Genomic DNA, 21,283 nt, shown 5'->3' on the forward strand with positions numbered 1-21,283 from the left:
GGCCACAGGGGGCCTTTGATGTTTTAGCAGGTCAGACCCGATGTTTTTACTCTCCAGTAATGGGGCTCCACTTAAACATCACCTGCTTTCCACCAGTGCGGTCAGAGCCGTACCCGGCGGCCGGACAGGCTTCGCTTTGCGTTGATTCGGGTACGTAGGGTGACGAGTCACGTCCGAAGGGAGACTTAAGGTGCACAAACGCAAGAGGGAAAGGCGTCGCGCGCGGCGCGGCGGAATGGTCATGCGGCTGGCGGGCGGCGTCGCCGGCGCCGTCGCGGGGCGGGCGGCGAGCCGGGTGATGCGGCCCGTGGCCGCCAAGGCCGCCACCCGGCTGGGCCTGCCGGCCGCCACGCTCGCCAAGGTGATCGACGTGGCCGCGCCGGTCGCGCTCAGCGTCGGCATGTCGCAGATCGGGCGCCTGCGGGCGCGCCGCCGCGCCGACGCGCCGGGGCCGGTGGCGCTGCGGGGCCGGGCCCGGATGCGCCGGTCGCGCCAGCCGATGGGCCGCGCCGCGGAGCGGATCGGCCGCACCCGCGACCCGATGAGCCGCTCCCGGGAGCGGGCGCGCCGGTCCCGGGAACGCGTCAGCGCCTGGTGAGACCCGTCTTCCGGGGGCTCAGGCCCCGGTGAAGCGGGGGCGCCGCTTCTCCTGCTGGGCCCGGATGCCCTCCAGCATGTCCTGCGAGGACATGGTGACCGGCTGGGCGAGGGACTCCCAGCGCAGGGCGGCGTCCATGTCGGGGTGGCCGCCGCCCGACAGCGCGACCTTGGTGAGCCGGGTCGCGATCGGGGCCTGCTCGGCGATCCGGGCGGCCACCTCCAGCGCCTCGGCCAGCACCCGCTCGCGCGGGACGGCCCGGTTGACCAGGCCGTGCCCGGCGGCCTCGGTGCCGGTGACGGCGCGTCCGGTGAACAGCAGCTCGCGGGCGAGCGGCAGCCCGGCGACCTCGGGCAGCAGCCAGGTCGCGGCCATGCCCGGGTGCAGGCCGAGGGCGGTGAACGGCACCAGCAGCTTGGCGTCCGCGGCGGCGTAGCGCAGATCGCAGGCGAGGGCGAGGCAGAACCCGGCGCCGACGGCGTGCCCGTTCACCGCCGCGATCGTCGGCACCTCCAGCGCGCGGATCGCCAGCCAGGTCCGGTAGAACTCCAGCATCCGGTCGCGCAGCACCGGGACCGCCACGTCGTTCTTCTCGGCGAGCCATGACAGGTTGCCGCCGGAGGTGAAGGCCGAGCCGGCGCCGGTGACGACGACGCAGCGCAGGCCGGCGTCGGCGCGCAGCGCCGCGACGGCGTCCCGCCAGGCCAGCGTCATCTCGTCGGACATCGCGTTGCGCCGGTCCGGGTCGTTCAGGGTGAGGACGGCGACGCCGTCGTCGCGGCGGTCGACCAGCAGGACGTCCGCAGATGGGGTGTCGGTGCGCTCATCGGACATGGCCCGCACCGTACCGCGCGGCCCGGCCGGGCCCCGCCGCCAGGGTGAGAAAGCGCACACTTACCACAAAGGCGCAGGTGGCGGCGGTGCGTTGACAGGGCGGGATTTTTGTTCATGCGGACGCTGTGGCGGTGGCCGATCCCATCCCTGACAATGGTCGGCGTGAGCGATCTTCCCCGCCGCGCGGTGACGCGGTCCGCAAAGCTGGCGTCCCTGCCCCTCGGCTTCGCCGGGCGTACCGCCCTCGGCGTGGGGAAGCGGACGCTCGGCAGGCCGGCCGAGGCCGTCGCCATGGAGATCCAGACGCGCACCGCCGAGCAGCTGTTCAAGGTGCTCGGCGAGCTCAAGGGCGGCGCGATGAAGCTCGGCCAGATGCTGTCGATCTTCGAGGCGGCGCTGCCGCCGGAGATCGCCGGCCCCTACCGGGCCACGCTGACCCGGCTGCAGGAGGCCGCGCCGCCGCTGCCGGCCGCCGCCGTCCACAAGGTCCTCGCCGAGGGGCTCGGCCCGGACTGGCGCGAGCGGTTCGCCTCGTTCGACGACAAGCCCGCCGCCGCCGCGTCGATCGGGCAGGTGCACAAGGCCGTCTGGGCGGACGGCCGCGCCGTCGCGGTGAAGGTCCAGTACCCCGGCGCGGGCAAGGCCCTGATCAGCGACTTCAACCAGCTCGCCCGCCTCGGCCGGCTGTTCGGCATCCTGATGCCGGGCCTGGACGTGAAGTCCATGCTGGCCGAGCTGAAGGAGCGGGTGGTCGAGGAGCTCGACTACACCATCGAGGCCGACTCGCAGGCCAGGATGCGCGCCGCCTACCCGGCCGACGACCCCGACTTCTACATCCCCGAGGTCGTCGCGCAGGCCGGCAACGTGCTGGTCACCGAGTGGATCGACGGCACCCCGCTCTCCAAGATCATCAGCGAGGGCGACCAGGAGACCCGGAACCGCGCGGCGCTGCTGTACTGCCGGTTCCTGCTGTCGGGCGCCAAGCGCTCGGGCATGCTGCACGGCGACCCGCACCCGGGCAACTTCCGGCTGCTGGACGACGGCCGCCTCGGCGTCCTGGACTTCGGCGCCGTCGACCGCATCCCGCCCGAGTTCCTGCACCGGATGGGCCGGCTGCTGCGCATCGGCACGATGGCCGACATCACCGAGGTGGAGCAGGCGCTGCGCGCGGAGGAGTTCATCCTGGAGGGCGTGGAGGTCGACACCGACTCGCTGCAGGGGTTCCTCGCCCCGATCACCGAGCCGTTCGTCACCGAGACCTTCCGGTTCAGCCGCGAGTGGCTGCGCGACATGGCCGCGCGGGTCACCGACCTGCGGCCGACCAACATCGTCCGCCAGCTGAACCTGCCGCCCGAGTACGTGATCGTGCACCGGGTGCTGTCGGCCGGCACCGGCGTGCTCTGCCAGCTGGAGTGCGAGATCCCCGCCCGCGCGGAGTCGGTCAAGTGGATCCCGGGCTTCGCCGACGAGGTCGACCCCGAGCCGGTCGGCTGAGCCGCCGCGAACACAGCGAAGCGGGGTCCCGCGCATTGATGAGATGCGCGGGACCCCGCTTTTTCGCGCCCCCCGTGAAGGGGCGCCGTTCGCCCGGCCGGGAGGCGCGCGGCCCCCGCCAAACCATCCAAGAAGGACGGGCGGCACCTGCGACCGGCCGGGCCCTGTGGTCTCGTGGGCCGCGTGCCGTCCGGTTCCGGACGGCACGCGGCCGCGGATCAGTGGGCGCGCCTCGGCACGCTCACCTCGGGCTGCACGGCCTGCGGCGCGAGCAGCAGGGCGCGCCGCACACGGGCGGCCCGCGTGTGGGCATCCCGGCGGGCCCGGCGCAGCGCACGGACCCGCGCCATCGTCTGGCGCAGCTGCGCCTCCCGCTCGGCGTCCTGTATTCGGACCCGGGACAGTTCCTGGCTGAGCAAGATCATCTCGTTCTCCTCGATGGCCCGGGGGCGCATCCCCTGCGCGGGGATCGCGGCCCCCGGGGCACTACGGCCGAGTTCCGGCATGGTCGTCATCAGGGCCCTCACACGGCCGCTTCGTCCGGGAGCGGGTGCTTGCGCGGACGGCCGCGCGGGCGCTTGCGCGCCACGATCACGCCGCGGACGAACAGCTCGCCGCCCCAGACGCCCCAGGGCTCCTGGCGCTCCAGCGCGCCGGCGAGGCACTCCTTGCGGAGCGGGCACTCCAGGCAGAGCGCCTTGGCCAGCTCCACGTCGGCGGGCGCCTCGGCGAAGAAGAGCTCCGGGTCGGTCCGGCACGGAAGGGTGAGGTCCTCCTCGCTCACGGCGAGGGCCCCCTGCATCACGGTCACCCTGGTTCCTCTCGTTGGATCTCAACGGGTGTGTCGACGGGTTCTTCGGGCGAAATACGAAAGGCCGCGGATCCGATGTGCGGATCCGCGGCCTGGGGGCTGTGCCGGTGCTCTTCTAGACCGGTCGCCTCCAGGGATGCGGACCCCACATACCGCCGTCGTTGGACGGCATGTCCACGTGGGCCGTGGCCGGAGCGCTGGGCTTGGCGGCTTCGCGTCCTGCGAAGACACTGCGCCCCTGCGCGTCCTGGATCGGCTGCTCGATGAACAGACCGCGCAGCCGCAGGCCGAACGCCTGCGCCAGATCAGCGGTCTGCCGGCCGCCGCCATAGCGCGCCGACTCGCCACCGAGGACGGTGGTCAGCGACGCGGACGCGAGGGGAAGCCGGATCGAGGCGCCAGGGCAGGCTGCCGCCCAGGACTGCCGCGAGATTCTCGACGTGTTGATCACCGGACTGCACACCACCTTCCTGGCTCCTCGGGGCCTCGCTCGCGGATTCAAGATCCAACCGAGTTCGGCCGTTTGATTGCTCGCGTTGAGCGTACGGCGACCCGCCTAAGATCGGCAAGATATTTTTGACCTGCGGTTTTGTGGTTCGCTTCACCGCCGATGCGCGGAACCCCGGCCGTCCCGCCGGCGTCGAAACGTTCAACCGGGTGTGCCCTTCGCCATAATCGAGGAAATTCGGCTCCGACGAGAGGCCGGGCACATGACCGACGAACCAGGCGTCCTGCTTGCCCCGCACCTCACGGCCGACCTCGCCGAGCACGCCGTCGGAGCCACGATGCTGCGCGTCGCGGCGCACGCGCTGGCCACCCTCGCCACCGACGCGATCGAGTCGTACCTGTACTTCAGCGCGACGATCGCGGACGCGGCGGCCACCGCGCAGGACGGCGAGACGTGGCAGGCGTTCCTGCTCCGCGCCGAGCAGGCCGTCACCGAACGCGTGCTGCGCACCAACCGGGACTTCCTGCGGTTCGGGGACATCAGCGTCCTGCTCGGGTTCGAGCAGGTCCGTCCCCAACTGGCCACGCTCGCCCAGCCGCTGCTGGAGGACATCAGGAACCGGCTGAGCGGCACGGAGGCGCCGGCCTCCGACGAGCCGGAGCAGACCTGGCCGCCGCCCACCCCCGATCCGGCGCCGTCCCCGGGAGAGCCCTGCCACGAAGACGAGGCGGCGGAGGCCGTCGAGCGGGCCCGGCGGTTCTCGGCCGAGCTGAACAGGCACTACAAGGCGGCGGAGAACAGGGCGGCCGCCTTACAGGCCATGGAGAAGGAGATCCAGCAGCGGCTGGACGGGCTGTCCACCGCCGCCGAGGAGCTCTACGAGAAGATGGACCAGGCGTTCCAGCAGGCCGCGGACCGGCATGCCGAGGAACTCGCGACGGCACAGGAACAGATGCGGCAGACCGCCGAACGGACACGCGCCATGGCCGCCGGGCACGCCGACTTCATCGTCCGCCATCCCGTGGCCGCCCGCCTGGTCTCCCGGGAGGACGACGTCGAGATGGGACGCGCGCTGCGCGGAGCCCTCGTGCACGCCCTCCGCGCCCAGGACTTCACCGAGGTCTTCGCGTCGTCCTTCCTCGCCGCCGTCCTTCCCGCGCCCCGCACTCCCGTGCGGGCGCCGGAGCGGCCCGAGGAGGAACTGGCCGCCGCCGTCGCGGACCTGCGGGAGCTGGCGAAGACGCTGCTGGAGCCGTCGCGGGTCTGGACGCTGCGGCTCACCGAGCGGCTGGCCGGGGCGGGCGCGCCGATCTTCGCGCGTCCCGCCCGCGTCTCCCCCGCGGCCGCCGCCGCGTTCCGGCTGACCGCGGCCTGCCTGGCCGCCGAGCTGCGGGGGCTTCCCGAACCGGGGCCGGCCACCGCCGCCCGGCTGCGCGCCCTCATCGCGGCGACGCTGCTCCCGCCTTCCTGACGGGGCCGCGTACATCCTTCGGCGGACCCCGGAACCCTCACGGCGGCCGAGGCCGGGCCGGACACCGCACGCGACGATGAAGGAGGACGCCGAAGGAGGGAGCGCCGTGCTGATCGCCGTCATCGCCGGATGCGAGATCGGGTTCTGGGTCGTGCTGCTGGCCGGGCTCGTCGCCCGCTACCCGCTGCGGATGCGGCGGACGGGCGCGGCGCTGCTGCTCGGCGTCCCGCTGGTCGACGTCGTCCTGCTGGCCGCCACGCTGGTCGACCTGCGGAACGGGGCGACCGCCGGAACCGGCCACGGCCTCGCCGCCGTCTACCTCGGTTACTCGGTCGCGTTCGGCCACAGCATGATGCGGTGGGCGGACCAGCGGTTCGCCCACCGCTTCGCCGGCGGCCCGCCGCCACCGCCCAAGCCGAAGTACGGCGCGGCCCGCGTCCGCTACGAATGGCGCGAATGGGGCAAGGCCCTCCTCGCCACCGCGATCGCCTGCGCCGTCCTCCTCGGCATGATCGCCCTGGTGGGCGACGCGCACCGCACCGAGGCCCTCGCCGGCTGGCCGGCCCGCCTCGGCGCGGTCCTGGCGATCTGGTCACTGTGGCCGATCACCACCACCCTCTGGCCGCCCCGCCCGAAAAAGACCGCGGCCCCCCGGCCCTGAGCGGCCGGGGCGGCGGTCATCCGTGACCGGGACGGTCGGACCGGTCCCGGTGCGCAGGATGGTGGCCGACCGCCTCGGCCAGCCGGCGGCGCGCGGTCGCGGTGTCCCCGGCCATGGACGTGGCCACGCTGCCGCCGTGGGCCAGCGGCGTCAGTGACCACCAGTCCCCGCTGGACGGCGCCGCGGGATCGCGGTCCCACACCAGGATCTCCGAACCCAGCACCCGGGCGCCGGCCAGGTGGCCGGCGCTGGCGGCGAGCCTCGGCCGGCCGACCTCCAGCCGCTGCCGGAGCAGTGGCGCGCCGTCCCGCAGGACGTGCGTCGTGCTGCTGCCCCGGCCGGGGAGCTCCCCGTGCCGGCCCAGCACCAGCAGCTCGCGGCAGCGCGCCCGCGCGCCGGCGGCCAGGTCCAGCCGCGTCTCGGCCCGGTGATCGGCCCGCGCGCCGATGACGGTCGCCTCCGGCAGGTACTCCACGGTGCCCGCCGGATCGACCCGCAGGTGGACCCGGACGCGGCTGTGGTCGCCGTCGTGGCCGGGCAGCGCCAGGGTGGCGCCGGTGCCGACCAGCCGCAGCCACGCGCCGGCGCCGACCCGGACGTGCAGGTCGAGCCGGTCGCCGCCGATCGGCGCCGCGGCCGACTCGACCAGGCACACCGTGAGGGCGCCGCCGGGGGCGGCGACCTTGCCGCGGCGCGGCACCAGCCTGATCGGCGAGGCCGACCGCAGGTCGCCGATGACGGTGCGCCGCCGGTGCGCGTCGAGTTCGACGCGCAGGCTCGCCGCGGCCTTCACCGCTCACGCACCGGCGGGCGTGCGCGCCGACAGCCGCCCTCTCACCCAGGCCGCCACCTCGGGCGCGTCCGGGGTGTGCACCAGGGACTGGGCGACGACCGGGAGGTCGCCGCGCATCCGGTGCGCGTCGCCGACCATGACCCGCATGTCCGCGCCGACCCGCTCGGCCAGATCCACCTTGTTGATCACCAGCAGGTCCGCGGTGGTGACGCCGGGGCCGCCCTTGCGCGGCACCTTGTCGCCGCCGGCGACGTCCACGACGAAGATCTGGGAGTCGACCAGGCCGCGGCTGAACACCGCGGTGAGGTTGTCGCCGCCGCTCTCCACGATCACCAGCTCCACGCCGGGGTGGCGTTCCTCCAGCCGCTCCACCGCGTCCAGGTTGGCGGTGATGTCGTCCCGGATCGCGGTGTGGGGGCAGGCGCCGGTCTGCACCGCCTCGATCCGGTCGGTGGCGAGGACGCCGGTCCGGCGCAGGAAGTCGGCGTCCTCGGTGGTGTAGATGTCGTTGGTGACGACCGCCAGCCGGAGCTCCCGGCCGAGCGCCCGGCACAGCGCCGCGGTCAGCGCGGTCTTGCCGCTGCCGACCGGTCCGCCGATGCCGAGCCGGAACGCCCGCCCGGGAAGCGGCGGGCCGCGGTGCGGGTCGGGTTCGGCGGGCGCGGCCGGGTCGAGGCTGACGGGGTGCCGGTGGCCGTGCCCGTGGCCGTGGTCTCGTCCATGGCTGTCAGGAGGCAAAGAGGCGTCCTTTCTCCCGGTGGTGTCGATCGTGGGCTTCGGCGAGCAGGTCCAGGGCGGGGGCGCTCGGGGCGGGCAGGTCGGCCGGGTCCAGCGCGGCGGCGGCCGCCGCGTCGCCGGCGACGCCGTCCAGCTCGGCGGCCAGCCCCGCCACCACGGCGTTCACCGCGAGCGGGTCGAGGCCGAGGAGCCGGACCGCCGCCGACGACGGGCCGCTGACCGCCAGGTAACCGGCGACCAGGGCGGCGCCCCGGGGATCGGCACCGGCCGCGGCGGCCAGCACGCCGAGCACGACCGGGTGGTGCGGCCGCGGGGTCGCGACCGCCAGCCGTGCCAGCGCGCCGGAGCTCCAGGCGGCCCGGCCGGCGCGCAGCGTGCCCCGTCCCTGCGCCCGGGAGGCGGCGCGTTGCGCGCAGGACGGGGTACGGGCGTCGAGTTCGGCGTCCAGCCGCGTCCAGTACTCCCGGCCGGCGTCGCCGGCGGCCGCGTGGGCCGCCGCGGCGGCGAACACCGCCTGGAGACGGCCCGCGGCGTGCAACCGCCCGAACAGGAACTCCCGCAGGTCGGCGACGCCGGTGATCAGACCGGCGGCCACGGCCTCCTCGACCCCGCCCGAGTGCACGTGGCCGCCGCCGGGGAACCGGGCGTCCGCGAGCGCGAGCACCGCCGTCCCGGCACCGAGACCCGCCATCAGAACAGGTGGTAGCGCTGGGCGAGGGGCAGCTCCGACACCGGTTGCTCCTCGACGCGGACGCCGTCGACCGTCACCGTGAAGGTGCGGGGGTCGACGTGGATGTCCGGGGTCTCGGCGTTGTTCCTCATGTGCTCCTTGCCCACGTCGCGGGTGTCGTCGATCGGTTCCAGCCGCGACCGCAGCCCCAGTTCCTCGCGCAGCCGGCCGGTCTCGGCCTGCCGCGCCACGAAGAAGGTGCTGGACGCCGCCGCGGCGCGGGGCAGCGCGCCGAACATGGGGCGGCCGATGAAGGGCTGCGGCGTCGGGATCGCGGCGTTGGCGTCGCCCATCGCCGCCCACGCCGCGAACCCGCCCTTCAGCACGATGTGCGGGCGCACGCCGAAGAACTTGGGGTCCCACAGCACCAGGTCGGCCATCTTGCCGACCTCGACCGAGCCGACGTGCCGGTCGATGCCGTGCGCGATCGCCGGATTGATCGTGTACTTGGCGACGTAGCGCTGCGCGCGCTCGTTGTCGGCCTCGCGGGGGGCCTGCGCGGTCCGGGCCTTCATCACGTGCGCGGTCTGCCAGGTGCGGGTGACGACCTCGCCGATGCGTCCCATCGCCTGGGCGTCCGAACTCATGATCGAGATCGCGCCCATGTCCTGGAGGACGTCCTCGGCCGCGATCGTCCAGCCCCTGATCCGGCTGTTGGCGAAGGCCATGTCCTCCGGCACCGCCTTGTTGAGGTGGTGGCAGACGATCACCATGTCCAGGTGCTCGGCGACGGTGTTGACGGTGTGCGGCCGGGTCGGGTTGGTCGAGGACGGCAGCACGTTCGGCAGCGCCGCCACCTTGATGATGTCGGGCGCGTGCCCGCCGCCGGCGCCCTCGGCGTGGAAGACCGCGATGGAGCGGCCGTTGATCGCCGCCCGGGTGGACTCGTAGAAGCCCGCCTCGTTGAGGGTGTCGGCGTGCAGCGCGACCTGGACGCCGGTCTCCTCGGCCACCCGCAGGGCGCCGTCCAGCGCCGCCGGGGTAGCCCCCCAGTCCTCGTGCACCTTGAAGCCGCCCGCGCCCGCCCGCAGCTGCTCGCGCAGCGCGCCGGGGTCGGTGGAGCAGCCGTTGCCGAACAGCAGCACGTTGACCGGCAGGTGGTCCAGCGACTGCATCATGCGGCCGAGGTTCCAGGCGCCCGGGGTGACGGTGGTGGCCTTGCTGCCCTCGCCGGGGCCGGCACCGCCGCCGATCAGCGTGGTCAGCCCGGACGCGAGCGCGACCTCGGCCGACTGGGGGCAGATGAAGTGCACGTGGCAGTCCACGCCGCCGGCCGTCACGATCTTGCCGTTGCCCGCGATGATCTCGGTCGACGGCCCGATGACGATGTCGTCGCCCGCGCCCGCGGGCGCGTTCTGGGCGTCGGGGTTGCGGATCTTGCCGATGCCGGCGATCAGGCCGTCGCGGACGGCGATGTCGGCCTTGACCACGCCCCAGTGGTCCAGGATCACCGCGCCGGTGATCACCACGTCCGGGGTGCCCTCGGCGCGGGTGCGCGTCGACAGCCCCATGGACTCGCGGACGAACTTGCCGCCGCCGAAGACCGCCTCGCTGCCCGAGCCGTCCGCGCCCCGGCTGCGGTCCTCGGTCACCTCGATGAACAGGTCGGTGTCGGCGAGCCTGATCCGGTCACCGGTGGTCGGCCCGAACAGGTCGATGTACTTGGCCCGGTCGATGTGCTTGCCGCCGGGGCCGGCCGGAGCGCTCATCGCAGGGGCCCCTCCCCCTTGCGCCCGTAAACGGGCTCGGGCGGCTCCCGGTACCCCTCGTCCAGCTCGCCCGCGTACTCCACCCGCAGGCCGCGGACGATCCGGTCGCCCTCGATGGGCACCAGATCGACGTCGTCGTCATGGCCCGGCTCGAACCGCACCGCGGTCCCGGCGGGGATGTCCAGCCGGTGGCCCCAGGCACGCTCACGATCTCCGCCGTCGATCCTCAGTTCCGGATTCACCGCGGCGAAATGGTAGTGCGAACCCACCTGAACGGCGCGGTCGCTGATATTGGCGACGTGAACGGTCCTGCGCTCCCGCCCGGGGTTCAGCGGAATATCCTCATCGCCGGGGATGATCTCTCCTGGTCGCATTACCGGTGGCCTCCTGCGAGGGTCGGGGGAATCGGCACCGTGCCGGACGGCCCGCCGTCCGGACACCGCTTTTCACGTCACCGCAGCGGGCTCTCCACGGCCACGAGCTTGGTGCCGTCGGGAAAGGTCGCCTCCACGTGCACCTCGTCCACCATGTCGGGCACCCCTTCCATCACCTGGTGCGCGCACAGCACGTGACGTGCGGACTCGGCCAGCTCCTCGACGCTGCGCCCGTCCCGGGCGCCCTCCACGACGTGGTCGGCGATCAGGGCCACCGCCTCCGGATGGTTCAGTTTCACACCGCGGCTCAGGCGTTCTCGCGCGAGCCGCGCCGCGACGTACAGCAGAAGCTTGTCGCGCTCATGGGGGGCAAGATGCATATCCATTGCTTAGCACGGCTTCCCCTTGATCAGCAGGGCCGTTCTTCCGGGAATGGCGCCGCCTCCCATGTACGGAATTGCCCTGATTTAAAGTTATCGCCCCCTATTTAGAGAGCTGCTCTCCGGGGCGGTGACCGCGCCGATCACCGGTGCACGCCGGACCCGAAGGAGTGATTTTTCAGCACAGAACCACCCGCGCCGGATCCGCACAGCGCGCACCTGACGCAAGCGCTCTACTTTGATGGCCGCCTGGGGTGCAGACCCTGCCGGACGGACGCGCGGAAGGTGCGCTCCAAGACGCAGGCGGGCCGGCTCATCCCGCTGTCGGCCGGGTAGGTTCCGGTTCCGCCGGTACCGCCCGCCACGACGACGGTGAGCGTGCCGTCAGTGGGCGAGGCGGTCACGACGCCGCGCGCGTAAGCGCCCGGCCCGCCCGCGCCTCCTGCGCCGCCGACGCATATCGCCGTGGAGTTGACACAGCCGCTCGCCTCCCCAGGCCTCCACGAGCACGCGGTCGGCCTCAGCGGAGATGCGGACGGGGATCCATGGCGTCGTCGCGCTCAGCCGTCGTTTATCGATCACTTCACCAGGAAATCGTCACTTTGCGTATCTGTAATTTCACCTAAAGCAAGGGGCGATGATGAAACTCGCACGCCGGGCCCTGTTCGCTCTCGCCATCGCCGCCCTGGCCGGGGCGCCGACCGCTGCTCCGGCGCTCGCCGACGCCACAACCGTCCGGGCTGACGGCGAGTACTGGGTGCGTGACCTCAAGGTCGGCTCCGGCCGGGTCACCGCGGACGCGCGCTGCAAGCCCGGCGACCATGTGATCGGCGGGCACACCGTCTACGACGCCGAACATGGCAAGGTCGTCCACCAGGGCCCCGATCCCGACGGCGGTGGCTGGTCGAGCACGGTCGTCGGAGACGGCCAGTTCTACGTCGCCGCCTACGCACACTGCGCAGGCCAGTGACATCACGATTCGCACCCACAGGTACGCACAAGACGAGGGGCGCCACCTCCGGCGCCCGGCAGTTCACCCGGTCTCGCCGGCCGTGCACCAGATCGCCCAGGCTCTAACTCGGTCCGACGCCGGGAAGGCAGGACACAAGTTGCCAGGAGGGCCGCGAGCGCTCAGTCGATCGGATATCACGAAGACCCGCGAGACCCGGCCGCCATCATTGTTCTTCGCCATGAGGTGGCAGTTCGGCCAGCCAAGGACGGGTACGTGGTCGGGCGCCGGACCCGCCGCTACCGCAACCCTGCGACCGGGCGCGTGGTGGAGGAGACGACGGAGCGCATCGCGCCGCCGGACAGGCGGGGGCACTGCGTGGATGCTGGAGCGCCGTCACTCCGACGGGTTCGCTCGGGCGGCGCGGTTGGAGGCGCCGGCCGAACTGGCCGGCTGGGCCTCTGACAGCAACGTCAACGACGACCTGGTGGACACCGACCCGGCCTTCGTTCCGACGCACGTCTCCGCCTCGCCGAAAACCCTGTTCCGTAAGGCTTTTGCGCGTTTTGGACGCCCCTGCGAAGCTATGATGCGGGAGTTAAACCTCCCTGAGCCTTGAGGTGCACATGGCCGAGACTTCCCCGCAGATTCCCACCGGCGTTCCGACCGCGGCACGCGTCTACGACGTGATGCTCGGCGGCAAGGACAACTACGCGGTGGACCGTGCCGTCGCCGAGGCGAGCCTCGCGATCATGCCGGAGCTGCGGGACATCGCCCTGCACAACCGCGCCATGCTGCACCGCGTCGTCCGCCATCTCGCCGTGAACGAGGGGATCACCCAGTTCCTGGACCTGGGATCGGGCCTGCCGACCGTTCGCAACACCCACGAGGTCGCCCAGGAGGTCAACCCGCAGGCGCGCGTGGTCTACGTCGACATCGACCCGATCGTCCTGGCGCACGGCCGCGCGATCCTGGCCGACAACGCCAACACGACCGTGGTCACCGCCGACATCCGCGAGCCCGAGCAACTGCTGGACCTCCCGGACGTTCGCGGGCTCATCGACTTCGAGCAGCCCGTCTGCGTGATGCTCGTCGGCATCCTGCACCACCTCGCCGACGAGGAGGGGCCGGGCCGGATCGTCGAGGTGCTGCGCGACGCCGTGCCCAGCGGCTCGTTCTTCTTCATCACCAACTTCACCCGCCTGGGCGACGCCCCCGAGTCCGTCGCGCTGGAGAAGCAGCTCCTGGAGCAGCTCGGCACCGGCCGCGTCCGGACCCCGGAGGAACTGGCCGCCTTCTTCGACGGCCTGGAGATCCTGCCGCCCGGCCTCGTCCCGCTGCCGCTGTGGCGCCCCGAGCAGGCCATCCTCGACGCCAGCACCATCGACGTCCGCTTCATGACGGGCGGTGTCGGCCGCAAGCCCTGACGTTCACGCCGACCCGGTCCGGGGGTGTCACACTCCCCGGACTGGCGAATCGGGTGAGGCGATCCAGGTATCGCCATCGGCCAGGTCGTCGAGACCGCGCGCCAGGGCGTCACCGTCCTCGGCACCCCAGCCGCCCGTCTGGAGAGCGCCGCCCGGACTTCGTCCGCTCCGCCGGTGCGAACGATCTGCTGACGACAGCCACCTTGCGGCCCGCCGTGAAGCAGATCCGGGTCGGCGACTTCCCCGCCACCGATGAGATCTGCGCCCCCGAGGGGTAGCCCACCGGCGATGGTCTAGACCATTGCCCTGCGTTGGCTCGTGATCACTGGTTCATGGTCGGTGTCGGCGGCTCAAAGCGAGACGCAGTGAGATCTGGGCCGATCCGCCTCTGGATCAGTGGAAGCGCTTGGTCGCACCGCTGGCGGCCTGCGCTCGAACGCGGCCCCGGGATTGCTTCCGGGGCCGCGTTTTCGCTGGTCAGGAGTCGGTGACGCGGATCATGCCTTCCTGCATGACCGAGACGACCAGGTCGCCGTCGCGGGTGTAGACCTGGCCGTGGGCCAGGCCGCGGGCGTTGCCGGCGAAGGGGGTGTCCTGCGCGTACAGGAGCCAGTCGTCGACGCGGAAGGGCTTGTGGAACCACATGGCGTGGTCGAGGCTGGCGCCCATCGTGCGCTTGTCGCCCCAGGCCAGGCCGTGGTTCAGCAGGACGGTGTCCAGCAGCGTCATGTCCGAGGCATAGGTCATCAGGCAGACGTGCAGCAGCGGGTCGTCGGGCAGGTCGCCGTCGACCTTCAGCCACACCTTGGACTCGGGCGTGGCCAGCGCCGGGTCCTTGGCGGCCTCCCAGGTCAGCGGGGTGGCGTGCCGGACGTCGAAGGGGCGGCGGTTGACGAACTCGGTGGCGAAGCGCTCGCCGAACAGCGGGGTGAGGCGCTCCAGCGAGGTCGGCAGCGTCTCCGGCGCCGGGGCCTCGGGCATCGGGGCCTGGTGGGCGGGGCCGTCCTCGACGATCTGGAACGACGCTGACAGGCTGAAGATCGCCTTGCCGTGCTGGATGGCCAGCACCCGGCGGGTGGTGAAGGAGCGGCCGTCCCGGACCCGGTCGACGGTGTAGACGATCGGGACGAGCGGGTCGCCCGGGCGGATGAAGTAGGCGTGCAGCGAGTGCACCGGCCGGTTGACCGGGACGGTGCGACCGGCCGCGACCAGCGCCTGTCCGGCCACCTGCCCGCCGAAGACGCGCTGCTGGCGGTCCTCGGGGCTGCGGCCGCGGAAAATGTCGTTCTCGATCTGCTCGAGGTCCAGCAGGTCGAGCAGTGCCTTCAGAGACTCCTTCACCAGGGCAGTGTCCCAAACGGGGGCGTGTGAGCGGGCTCTCACCCCCGGTGTGGCGGGTCAGCCCGTGCAAAGGGCGAGGACGGCCTCGCCGTAGCGGTCGAGCTTGGTCTTGCCGACGCCGGAGATGCGGGCCAGTTCCTCGGCGCTGCCGGGGTTGCGTTCGGCGATGGCCTGCAGCGTCGCGTCGGTGAACACCACGTAGGCGGGGACCTTCTGGTCCGCGGCGACACCGGCCCGCCAGTCCTTCAGGGCGGCCAGCAGGTCCTCGTTCAGCTCGACGGGGCAGTCCTCGCAGCGGCCGAGCTTGCGTTCGACGGCGGCGGTGAGGGGGCGGCCGCAGACCCGGCACGGCTGCGGGCCCTTGGCGGCGGGGCGCCGCTTGGCGCGGTCGACGCGGGCGGGGGCGCTGGTGCCCGTCCGGCCGTTCACCCCTTCCAGGAAGCGCGACGGGCGGCGGAAGCGGGCGCCGCCGGGCGTGCGCGCCAGCGCCCACGACAGCGACAGGTGCACGCGGGCGCGGGTGATGCCGACGTACAGCAGCCGGCGCTCCTCCTCGACCTGCTCGGCCGTCTCGGCGTAGATGATCGGCAGGGTGCCCTCGACCAGGCCGACCAGGAACACCGCGTCCCACTCCAGGCCCTTGGCCGAGTGCAGCGACGCCAGCGTGACGCCCTCCAGCGGCGGGGCGTGCTGGGCCGCCGCGCGCTCCTCCAGCTCGGCGACGAACTCCGGCAGCCCGGCCTGCGGGTTGTCGGCGGCCATGTCCTCGGCGAGCTGGGCGAGCGCGGCGAGGGACTCCCAGCGGGCGCGGACCGCGCCCGCGCCCTCGGGCGGCCGGTCGCTGAAGCCCGCGCCCGACAGCACGTGCCGCACCGTCATGATCAGGCCGGTGCCGTCGGTCTCGGCGTCGGCGCCCGCGCGGGCCGCGCCGCGCAACCGGACCACGGCCTCGCGGACCTCGGGCCGCTCGAAGAACCGCTCGGCGCCGCGCAGCACGTAGGGGACGCCCGCCGCCGCGAACGCCGCCTCGTAGGCCTCGGACTGGGCGTTGATCCGGAACAGGACGGCGATCTCGCGCGCGGGGACGCCCTCGTCGATGAGCTTGCGGGCGCGCCGCGCGACGTCGTCGGCCTCGGCGACCTCGTCGTCGTACTCGGCGAAGGACGGCTCGGGGCCGTTGTCGCGCTGCGCGACCAGCTCCAGCTTGTGCCGCTTGGCGGCCTCGCCCTTCGCCTGGCCGATGACGCCGTTGGCCAGGCCGACGACCTGCGGCGTGGACCGGTAGTCGCGCACCAGCTTGACCACGGTGGCGCCGGGATGGTCGGCGGTGAAGTCGAGCAGGTAGGAGGGGGTGGCGCCGGTGAAGGAGTAGATCGTCTGGTTGGGGTCGCCGACGACGCAGATGTCGTCGCGGTCGCCGAGCCAGGTGTCGAGCAGGAGCTTCTGCAGCGGGTTGACGTCCTGGAACTCGTCCACCACGAAGTAGCGGTACTGCTCGCGGACCTGCTGGGCGACCTCGCGGTGCTCGGTGAGGACGGCGGCGGTCAGCTCCAGCATGCCCTCGAAGTCGAGCAGGTTGCGCTCGCGCCGCAGCTCCTCGTACATGACGTAGACGCGGGCGATGTCGACGACGTCGGCGGGCGCCTTGCGCGCGGACCGGGCGACGGCGGCCGCGTAGTCCTCGGGGCGGCACTGGGTGACCTTGGCCCACTCGATCTCGGAGGCGACGTCGCGCAGCTCGGTGCCGCCGAACGACAGCCGGCAGGCCCGCGCGGCCTCCTTGATCAGCCCGATCTTGGACTCCAGGATCCGCGGCGGGTCGCCGCCGATCACCCGGGGCCAGAAGTACGACAGCTGCCGCAGCGCGGCGGCGTGGAACGTGCGGGCCTGCACGCCGGGCGCGCCGAGCTGCCGCAGCCGCCCGCGCAGCTCGCCCGCGGCGCGGGTGGTGAACGTCACCGCCAGCACCCGCTGCGGCGCGACGACCCCGGTCAGCGTGGCGTACGCGATCCGGTGGGTGATCGCCCTGGTCTTGCCGGTGCCGGCCCCCGCCAGCACGCAGACCGGGCCCCGCACGGCCTCGGCGACCGCGCGCTGCTCCGGATCGAGCCCGGCCAGCACCCCCTCAGCGTCCATGCCTTCCATCTTGGCAGCCACCACCCACCACACGCGCCGATCCCCGCACCTGTGGACAACTCCCCCGGCCGCTACGTAGCGGACCCGGCGGCTTGGAGCTTCTCCGCGAGGGCGTGGCAGCGGGTTTTGAGCTCTGGGGGGTCCAGGACCTCGAAGGCGTGGCCCAGGAGGAGGACGTGCATGAGCACGGCGTCCAGGGTGGCGGCGCCGCTGAGTACTTCGCAGGACTCGTCTCCCCGGGGGTGGACGACGGCTGCCGCCGCCGGGATCTGCGCGCGGACCGTGGCGGCCGGGGCGTGGACGAGGAAGCGGGCCCGGTGCGGGTAGACGCGGTTCGACACGCCCTCCTGCACGTACTTCGCCGCGTCGGGGGCGGGGCGGGGGACGAAGCGCAGGGTGCGCGCGGTCACCCCGGCCATCCGGTCGACGCGGAAGCTGCGCCAGCCGTCGCGGTCGAGGTCGTAGGCGAGGAGGTACCAGCGCCGGTCGGAGGCGACCAGGCGGTAGGGCTCGACGCGCCGATGCCGCACCTCGTTTCTGGAGGGGTAGTCGAAACCGGCCTCGACCTCGTCGCGGCAGGCGCGGGCCAGCGTCATGAGCGCCTCGGGGTCGACCGGTGTGCGGCCGCCGTCGAAGGACTCCACCGAGCCGGAGAGCGCGCGCACCTCGTGCCGCAGCCGGGCGGGCAGGACCCGGTCGAGCTTGGTCAGCGCCCGCAGCGCGGCGTCGCCGGCGCCGGCGAGCGCGCCCCCGGCGCCGGCGAGCAGCGAGACCGCGGTGGCGATGGCCTCGTCGTCGTCGAGGAGCAGCGGCGGCAGGTCCTTTCCGGGGCCGAGCCGGTAGCCGCCGCCGACGCCCTGTTCGGCGTGCACCGGATAGCCGAGTGTGCGCAGGCGTTCGACATCGCGCCGGACCGTGCGGGAGGTGACTCCCAGGCGCTCGGCGAGTTCGGGGCCGGTCCAGACCTGGCGCTGCTGCAGCAGTGACAGCAGGGTGAGCACCCGTTCCGTTGTGCCTCGCTCTTCACCGTTCACGGCACCACTCTTCCCTATTGCGGACCGATGCTGTCCGCTAGGCGTGTCAGAGTGGCTGCGTTGGAAATGCGTGACGAACGGAGCAATCCCATGAGCCGCCACATTCAGGTCACCTTCGACGCCCACGACCCGCGCGGGCTGTCGACCTTCTGGCGCGACGCCCTCGGCTACGTCCACCCCGCCCCGCCCGGGGTCGAGGTGCCCGAGGGCGGCGACGTGCTGGCCGCGTGGGACGTCTTCCTCGCGCGGGTCGGCGTGCCGGAGGACATGCGCAACGTGGGGTCGGCCATCGAGGACCCCGACGGCCACGGTCCGCGGATCTTCTTCCAGCAGGTGCCGGAGGACAAGGTGGTCAAGAACCGGGTCCACCTCGACGTCCGCGCGGCCCCCGGGCTGCAGGGCGAGGAGCGGATGGCGGCACTGGAGGCCGAGTGCGAACGGCTCGTCGCGCTGGGGGCGGCGCGGGTGCGCCGGTTCGAGCCCGCTCCCCCGCTGGGGGCCGGCCACATCGTGATGACCGACCCCGAGGGCAACGAGTTCTGCCTGGACTGACGCGGCACGGCCGATAGTCTCCGGAATGCATCACGGCGCCTCAGTGTTCTTTTGAACGCTGATGACCGGATCTTTCCGAACAAGGGAGACGACGCACCGATGGCGACGCCGACCACCGACGCGGCCAAGGGCTCCACGCGCGAGCTCACTATGTACACCACCACCTGGTGCGGTTTCTGCCGCCGGCTGAAGAGCCAGCTCGCCCGGGACGGCATCGAGATGGTGGAGATCGACATCGAGCGCGACCCGGCCGCGGCCGACTTCGTGATGAGCGTCAACGGCGGCAACCAGACCGTCCCCACCGTGGTCCTGGAGACCCCCGAGGCCGGGCGCCACGTGCTGACCAACCCCAGCGCCAAGGAGGTCAAGCGCCTCCTCGGCGTCTGACCCGCGGGCCCCGCGCGCGCCGCCGAGCGCGCGCGGGTTCATGTCCCGAGATAGTGCAGCACGGCCAGCACCCGGCGGCTGTAGCCGGTGGTGTGCGACAGCTCCAGCTTGTCGAACAGCGCGTTGACGTGCTTTTCCACCGCGCTCTGCGACACGTGCAGCGCCTGCGCGATCGAGCCGTTGGTCAGGCCCTGGGCCATCAGTTCCAGGACCTCGCGCTCGCGGGGCGTCAGCCGGGCCAGCGGGTCGGCGTGGCTGGTGCGGGCGAGCAGCTGGCGCACCACCTCCGGGTCGAACGCCGCGCCGCCGGCGCCCACCCGCTCCAGGGCGTCCAGGAAGTCGCCCACCTGCGCCACCCGGTCCTTGAGCAGGTAGCCGACGCCTGCGACGTCGGCGCTCATCAGCTCGGTGGCGTACTTCTTCTCCACGTACTGCGACAGCACCAGCACCCGGACCGACGGGTGCCGCCGCCTGATCTCCAGGGCGGCGCGCAGGCCCTCGTCGGTGTGGGTGGGCGGCATCCGCACGTCGGCCACGACGACGTCGGGTTCGTCCGCGGCGACCGCCGCGACCAGCGCCCCGGCGTCCGCGACGGCGGCGAGCACCTGGTGGCCCTCCTCGGCCAGCAGGCGCACCAGTCCTTCGCGCAGCAGGGTGGAGTCCTCGGCCAGGATCACCCGCACGGCAGCTCCGCCTCGATCACGGTGGGCCCGCCGGGCGGGCTGGCCACCGTGAAGCGGCCGTCCAGGGCGGCCACCCGCCGCGCCAGCCCGGACAGGCCGCCGCCCGCCGGGTCCGCGCCGCCCGCTCCGTCGTCCCGCACCCGCACGGTGATCATTGTGCCGTGCCCGCGGACCTCGACGGCGACCGCGGTGGCGCGGGCGTGCTTGGCCGCGTTGGTCACCGCCTCGCTGACCACGAAGTAGGTCGCCGTCTCCACCGCCGCCGGCGGCCGTCCGGGCAGGTCGCAGACGACCGCGACCGGGACGCCGGCGCGTTCGGCCACGCCGGCCAGCGCGTCGGCGAGCCCGAGGGCGTCCAGCCCGGACGGGTAGACCCGCCAGGCCACCTCGCGCAGTTCGGCCAGTGCCTGCTGCGCCTGCTCGTGCGCCTGGGCGAGGAGTTCGGGGCGCCCCCTGCGGGCGCGGCCGATCAGCATGGACAGCGCCACCAGCCGCTGCTGCAGCCCGTCGTGCAGGTCCCGCTCGATCCGGCGCCGCTCGGCGTCGACGGCCGTCAGCACGCCGGCGCGGCTCTCGGCCAGTTCGGCGATGCGGTGCCGCAGCGCCGCGGTGGGGTCGGGGCCGAGCATGCGCGCGGCCAGGCGCCGCTCCAGCGCGTGCACCCCCACCAGGCCCGACACGTTCAGGAACAGCAGGACCAGGCCCGCCAGGCAGAAGTAGGCGATGAGCGGCGCGCCCGGCGCCATGCCGTCGACCGGCCGGCCCCGCCCCCAGGTCCAGGCGGCCCGGCCGGCCGTCGCGGCGCCGTAGCCGAGCAGGGCGGCGACCAGGCCGCCGAGCAGGCCGAGCGGCACCCGGGCCGCCAGGTAGCGCGGCGCCCGTTCGTCGAGGTGGCCGAGGCCGACGCGCAGCCGGCGGGCCTCCAGCGCGGCCAGCCGCCGGGCCGCCCGCCGCACCGCCGGGCGTCCGGCGAACGGCAGCGCGGGCAGCAGGACGAGGCCGAGCAGGGCGGTGACCGTCCCGGCGACCACCGCCCCCAGCCCCTCAGCGGCGCGTCGCATGCCGTCCCTTGCGCCGCTCCGCGAGCCGGACGCCGGCGAACACCGCCAGCGCCAGCGCCACCAGCGCGATCACCACGTTGGTGCCGAGGCCGACGTAGGTGCCGACCAGCTCCCAGTTCTCGCCGAGGGTGTAGCCGGCCAGCACGAACACGGTGTTCCAGATGAGGCTGCCGGCCGTGGTCAGCACCGTGAAGGTGGCGACCGGCATCCGCTCCACGCCCGCCGGGATCGAGATCAGGCTGCGGAAGAGCGGGATCATCCGCCCGAAGAACACCGCCTTGTGGCCGTGCCGCAGGAACCACGCCTCGGTCCGGTCGATGTCGGAGACCTTCAGCAGCGGGACGCGGGCGGCGAGGGCCAGCGTGCGGTCGCGGCCGAGCAGCGCGCCCGCCCAGTACAGCGCGAGCGCGCCGAGGACCGAGCCCGCCGTGGTCCACAGCAGCACGGCGGCCAGGTTCATCTCCCCCTTGGACGCGGTGAACCCGGCCAGCGGCAGGATCACCTCGCTGGGCAGCGGCGGGAAGAGGTTCTCCAGCGCGATCGCCAGGCCCGCGCCGGGGGCGCCGAGGGTCTCCATGAGGTCGAGCAGCCAGTCCGTCATGCCCTGAACGTTATAAATGATCAAGCCATGCCCGGAATGAGGCGAATGGCCGGACCGGGGTGCGGAGAACC

General features: G+C 73.1%; 25 protein-coding genes. 9 read left to right on the top strand and 16 right to left on the bottom strand.

All coding sequences use genetic code 11. From position 1 onward, the window contains the following. Window positions 1-241 precede the first annotated feature (241 nt). On the top strand, window positions 242-598 hold the full coding sequence (locus ACRB68_RS07760; protein WP_153531429.1) for a hypothetical protein: 357 nt from the start codon (window positions 242-244) through the stop codon (window positions 596-598). Window positions 599-616: 18 nt separating this feature from the next. Here ACRB68_RS07760 and ACRB68_RS07765 read toward each other — a convergent pair whose 3' ends face one another. Continuing rightward, the gene (locus ACRB68_RS07765) at window positions 617-1,432 is read right to left on the bottom strand and encodes an enoyl-CoA hydratase/isomerase family protein (protein WP_153531430.1); all 816 of its coding nucleotides are present in this window, start codon (window positions 1,430-1,432) and stop codon (window positions 617-619) included. A gap of 162 nt (window positions 1,433-1,594) precedes the next feature. On the opposite strand from ACRB68_RS07765, the gene ACRB68_RS07770 reads away from it, so the two are divergent. Further along, the gene (locus tag ACRB68_RS07770) at window positions 1,595-2,926 is read left to right on the top strand and encodes an ABC1 kinase family protein (RefSeq protein ID WP_328593892.1); all 1,332 of its coding nucleotides are present in this window, start codon (window positions 1,595-1,597) and stop codon (window positions 2,924-2,926) included. Window positions 2,927-3,144: 218 nt separating this feature from the next. On the opposite strand, the gene ACRB68_RS07775 is transcribed toward ACRB68_RS07770, so the two are convergent. The 3 genes from ACRB68_RS07775 to ACRB68_RS07785 form a co-directional block, all read right to left on the bottom strand. Then, window positions 3,145-3,441 (bottom strand): hypothetical protein, encoded by a 297-nt coding sequence (locus ACRB68_RS07775; RefSeq protein WP_153531432.1) that lies wholly within the window; start codon window positions 3,439-3,441, stop codon window positions 3,145-3,147. Window positions 3,442-3,449: 8 nt separating this feature from the next. Continuing rightward, window positions 3,450-3,728: a WhiB family transcriptional regulator gene (locus ACRB68_RS07780; RefSeq protein ID WP_153532416.1), complete on the bottom strand. Its 279-nt coding sequence runs from the start codon at window positions 3,726-3,728 to the stop codon at window positions 3,450-3,452. A 124-nt stretch (window positions 3,729-3,852) separates the two neighbouring features. After that, on the bottom strand, window positions 3,853-4,188 hold the full coding sequence (locus tag ACRB68_RS07785; RefSeq protein WP_153531433.1) for a hypothetical protein: 336 nt from the start codon (window positions 4,186-4,188) through the stop codon (window positions 3,853-3,855). A gap of 259 nt (window positions 4,189-4,447) precedes the next feature. Between ACRB68_RS07785 and ACRB68_RS07790 the strand changes: the two genes are divergently transcribed. Next, the gene (locus ACRB68_RS07790) at window positions 4,448-5,656 is read left to right on the top strand and encodes an OmpH family outer membrane protein (protein WP_153531434.1); all 1,209 of its coding nucleotides are present in this window, start codon (window positions 4,448-4,450) and stop codon (window positions 5,654-5,656) included. A 106-nt stretch (window positions 5,657-5,762) separates the two neighbouring features. After that, window positions 5,763-6,317, top strand: coding sequence for a hypothetical protein (locus tag ACRB68_RS07795; protein ID WP_328593893.1), 555 nt, complete (start codon window positions 5,763-5,765; stop codon window positions 6,315-6,317). 16 nt (window positions 6,318-6,333) lie between these two features. Here the strand turns inward: ACRB68_RS07795 and ACRB68_RS07800 are convergent, their stop codons facing one another. The 6 genes from ACRB68_RS07800 to ACRB68_RS07825 all read right to left on the bottom strand — a co-directional run bounded on the left by ACRB68_RS07800 (window position 6,334) and on the right by ACRB68_RS07825 (window position 11,041). Further along, a complete protein-coding gene (locus tag ACRB68_RS07800; protein WP_207709597.1) occupies window positions 6,334-7,110 on the bottom strand; it encodes an urease accessory protein UreD in 777 nt (258 codons plus the stop codon). Window positions 7,111-7,113: 3 nt separating this feature from the next. Continuing rightward, the gene (gene ureG / locus ACRB68_RS07805) at window positions 7,114-7,710 is read right to left on the bottom strand and encodes an urease accessory protein UreG (RefSeq protein ID WP_328594081.1); all 597 of its coding nucleotides are present in this window, start codon (window positions 7,708-7,710) and stop codon (window positions 7,114-7,116) included. 127 nt (window positions 7,711-7,837) lie between these two features. Then, entirely contained in the window at window positions 7,838-8,539 is a 702-nt protein-coding gene (locus ACRB68_RS07810) for an urease accessory protein UreF (protein ID WP_153531437.1), read from the bottom strand. Then, window positions 8,539-10,287 carry an urease subunit alpha gene (locus tag ACRB68_RS07815; RefSeq protein WP_153531438.1) on the bottom strand — a complete coding sequence of 583 codons (1,749 nt, stop codon included), beginning with the start codon at window positions 10,285-10,287 and terminating at the stop codon, window positions 8,539-8,541. Before ACRB68_RS07815 ends, ACRB68_RS07810 begins: the two co-directional genes overlap by 1 nt. Beyond that, the gene (locus ACRB68_RS07820; RefSeq protein ID WP_153531439.1) at window positions 10,284-10,661 is read right to left on the bottom strand and encodes an urease subunit beta; all 378 of its coding nucleotides are present in this window, start codon (window positions 10,659-10,661) and stop codon (window positions 10,284-10,286) included. The genes ACRB68_RS07815 and ACRB68_RS07820 overlap by 4 nt, the downstream gene beginning before the upstream one ends. A 77-nt stretch (window positions 10,662-10,738) precedes the next feature. Further along, a complete protein-coding gene (locus tag ACRB68_RS07825) occupies window positions 10,739-11,041 on the bottom strand; it encodes an urease subunit gamma (protein ID WP_153531440.1) in 303 nt (100 codons plus the stop codon). Window positions 11,042-11,678: 637 nt separating this feature from the next. On the opposite strand from ACRB68_RS07825, the gene ACRB68_RS07830 reads away from it, so the two are divergent. The 3 genes from ACRB68_RS07830 (at window position 11,679) to ACRB68_RS07840 (ending at window position 13,417) form a co-directional block, all read left to right on the top strand. Beyond that, the gene (locus ACRB68_RS07830; RefSeq protein ID WP_153531441.1) at window positions 11,679-12,011 is read left to right on the top strand and encodes a hypothetical protein; all 333 of its coding nucleotides are present in this window, start codon (window positions 11,679-11,681) and stop codon (window positions 12,009-12,011) included. A 361-nt stretch (window positions 12,012-12,372) separates the two neighbouring features. Beyond that, window positions 12,373-12,609 carry a hypothetical protein gene (locus tag ACRB68_RS07835; RefSeq protein ID WP_153531442.1) on the top strand — a complete coding sequence of 79 codons (237 nt, stop codon included), beginning with the start codon at window positions 12,373-12,375 and terminating at the stop codon, window positions 12,607-12,609. 7 nt (window positions 12,610-12,616) lie between these two features. After that, window positions 12,617-13,417: an SAM-dependent methyltransferase gene (locus ACRB68_RS07840; RefSeq protein ID WP_153531443.1), complete on the top strand. Its 801-nt coding sequence runs from the start codon at window positions 12,617-12,619 to the stop codon at window positions 13,415-13,417. A gap of 477 nt (window positions 13,418-13,894) precedes the next feature. Here the strand turns inward: ACRB68_RS07840 and tesB are convergent, their stop codons facing one another. From tesB to ACRB68_RS07855, 3 genes are all read right to left on the bottom strand, one after another. Further along, the gene (tesB, locus tag ACRB68_RS07845) at window positions 13,895-14,758 is read right to left on the bottom strand and encodes an acyl-CoA thioesterase II (protein ID WP_328593894.1); all 864 of its coding nucleotides are present in this window, start codon (window positions 14,756-14,758) and stop codon (window positions 13,895-13,897) included. Window positions 14,759-14,815: 57 nt separating this feature from the next. Further along, window positions 14,816-16,894, bottom strand: coding sequence for an ATP-dependent DNA helicase UvrD2 (locus tag ACRB68_RS07850; protein ID WP_153531444.1), 2,079 nt, complete (start codon window positions 16,892-16,894; stop codon window positions 14,816-14,818). A gap of 71 nt (window positions 16,895-16,965) precedes the next feature. After that, entirely contained in the window at window positions 16,966-17,928 is a 963-nt protein-coding gene (locus ACRB68_RS07855; protein WP_328593895.1) for a helix-turn-helix transcriptional regulator, read from the bottom strand. A 90-nt stretch (window positions 17,929-18,018) separates the two neighbouring features. On the opposite strand from ACRB68_RS07855, the gene ACRB68_RS07860 reads away from it, so the two are divergent. After that, window positions 18,019-18,480 carry a VOC family protein gene (locus tag ACRB68_RS07860; protein WP_153531445.1) on the top strand — a complete coding sequence of 154 codons (462 nt, stop codon included), beginning with the start codon at window positions 18,019-18,021 and terminating at the stop codon, window positions 18,478-18,480. A gap of 99 nt (window positions 18,481-18,579) precedes the next feature. Beyond that, on the top strand, window positions 18,580-18,867 hold the full coding sequence (locus ACRB68_RS07865; RefSeq protein WP_153531446.1) for a mycoredoxin: 288 nt from the start codon (window positions 18,580-18,582) through the stop codon (window positions 18,865-18,867). Between the two features lie 38 nt (window positions 18,868-18,905). On the opposite strand, the gene ACRB68_RS07870 is transcribed toward ACRB68_RS07865, so the two are convergent. The 3 genes from ACRB68_RS07870 to ACRB68_RS07880 are packed head-to-tail and all read right to left on the bottom strand — an operon-like array spanning window position 18,906 to window position 21,212. Next, window positions 18,906-19,550, bottom strand: a complete 645-nt coding sequence (locus ACRB68_RS07870) for a response regulator transcription factor (RefSeq protein WP_328593896.1) — start codon at window positions 19,548-19,550, stop codon at window positions 18,906-18,908. Beyond that, window positions 19,541-20,611 carry a sensor histidine kinase gene (locus ACRB68_RS07875; protein ID WP_153531447.1) on the bottom strand — a complete coding sequence of 357 codons (1,071 nt, stop codon included), beginning with the start codon at window positions 20,609-20,611 and terminating at the stop codon, window positions 19,541-19,543. The genes ACRB68_RS07870 and ACRB68_RS07875 overlap by 10 nt, the downstream gene beginning before the upstream one ends. Next, window positions 20,595-21,212 (bottom strand): DedA family protein, encoded by a 618-nt coding sequence (locus ACRB68_RS07880; RefSeq protein WP_153531448.1) that lies wholly within the window; start codon window positions 21,210-21,212, stop codon window positions 20,595-20,597. The genes ACRB68_RS07875 and ACRB68_RS07880 overlap by 17 nt, the downstream gene beginning before the upstream one ends. Window positions 21,213-21,283: the final 71 nt, after the last annotated feature.

Source organism: Actinomadura macrotermitis (assembly GCF_009604375.1).
Classification (GTDB): domain Bacteria; phylum Actinomycetota; class Actinomycetes; order Streptosporangiales; family Streptosporangiaceae; genus Spirillospora; species Spirillospora macrotermitis.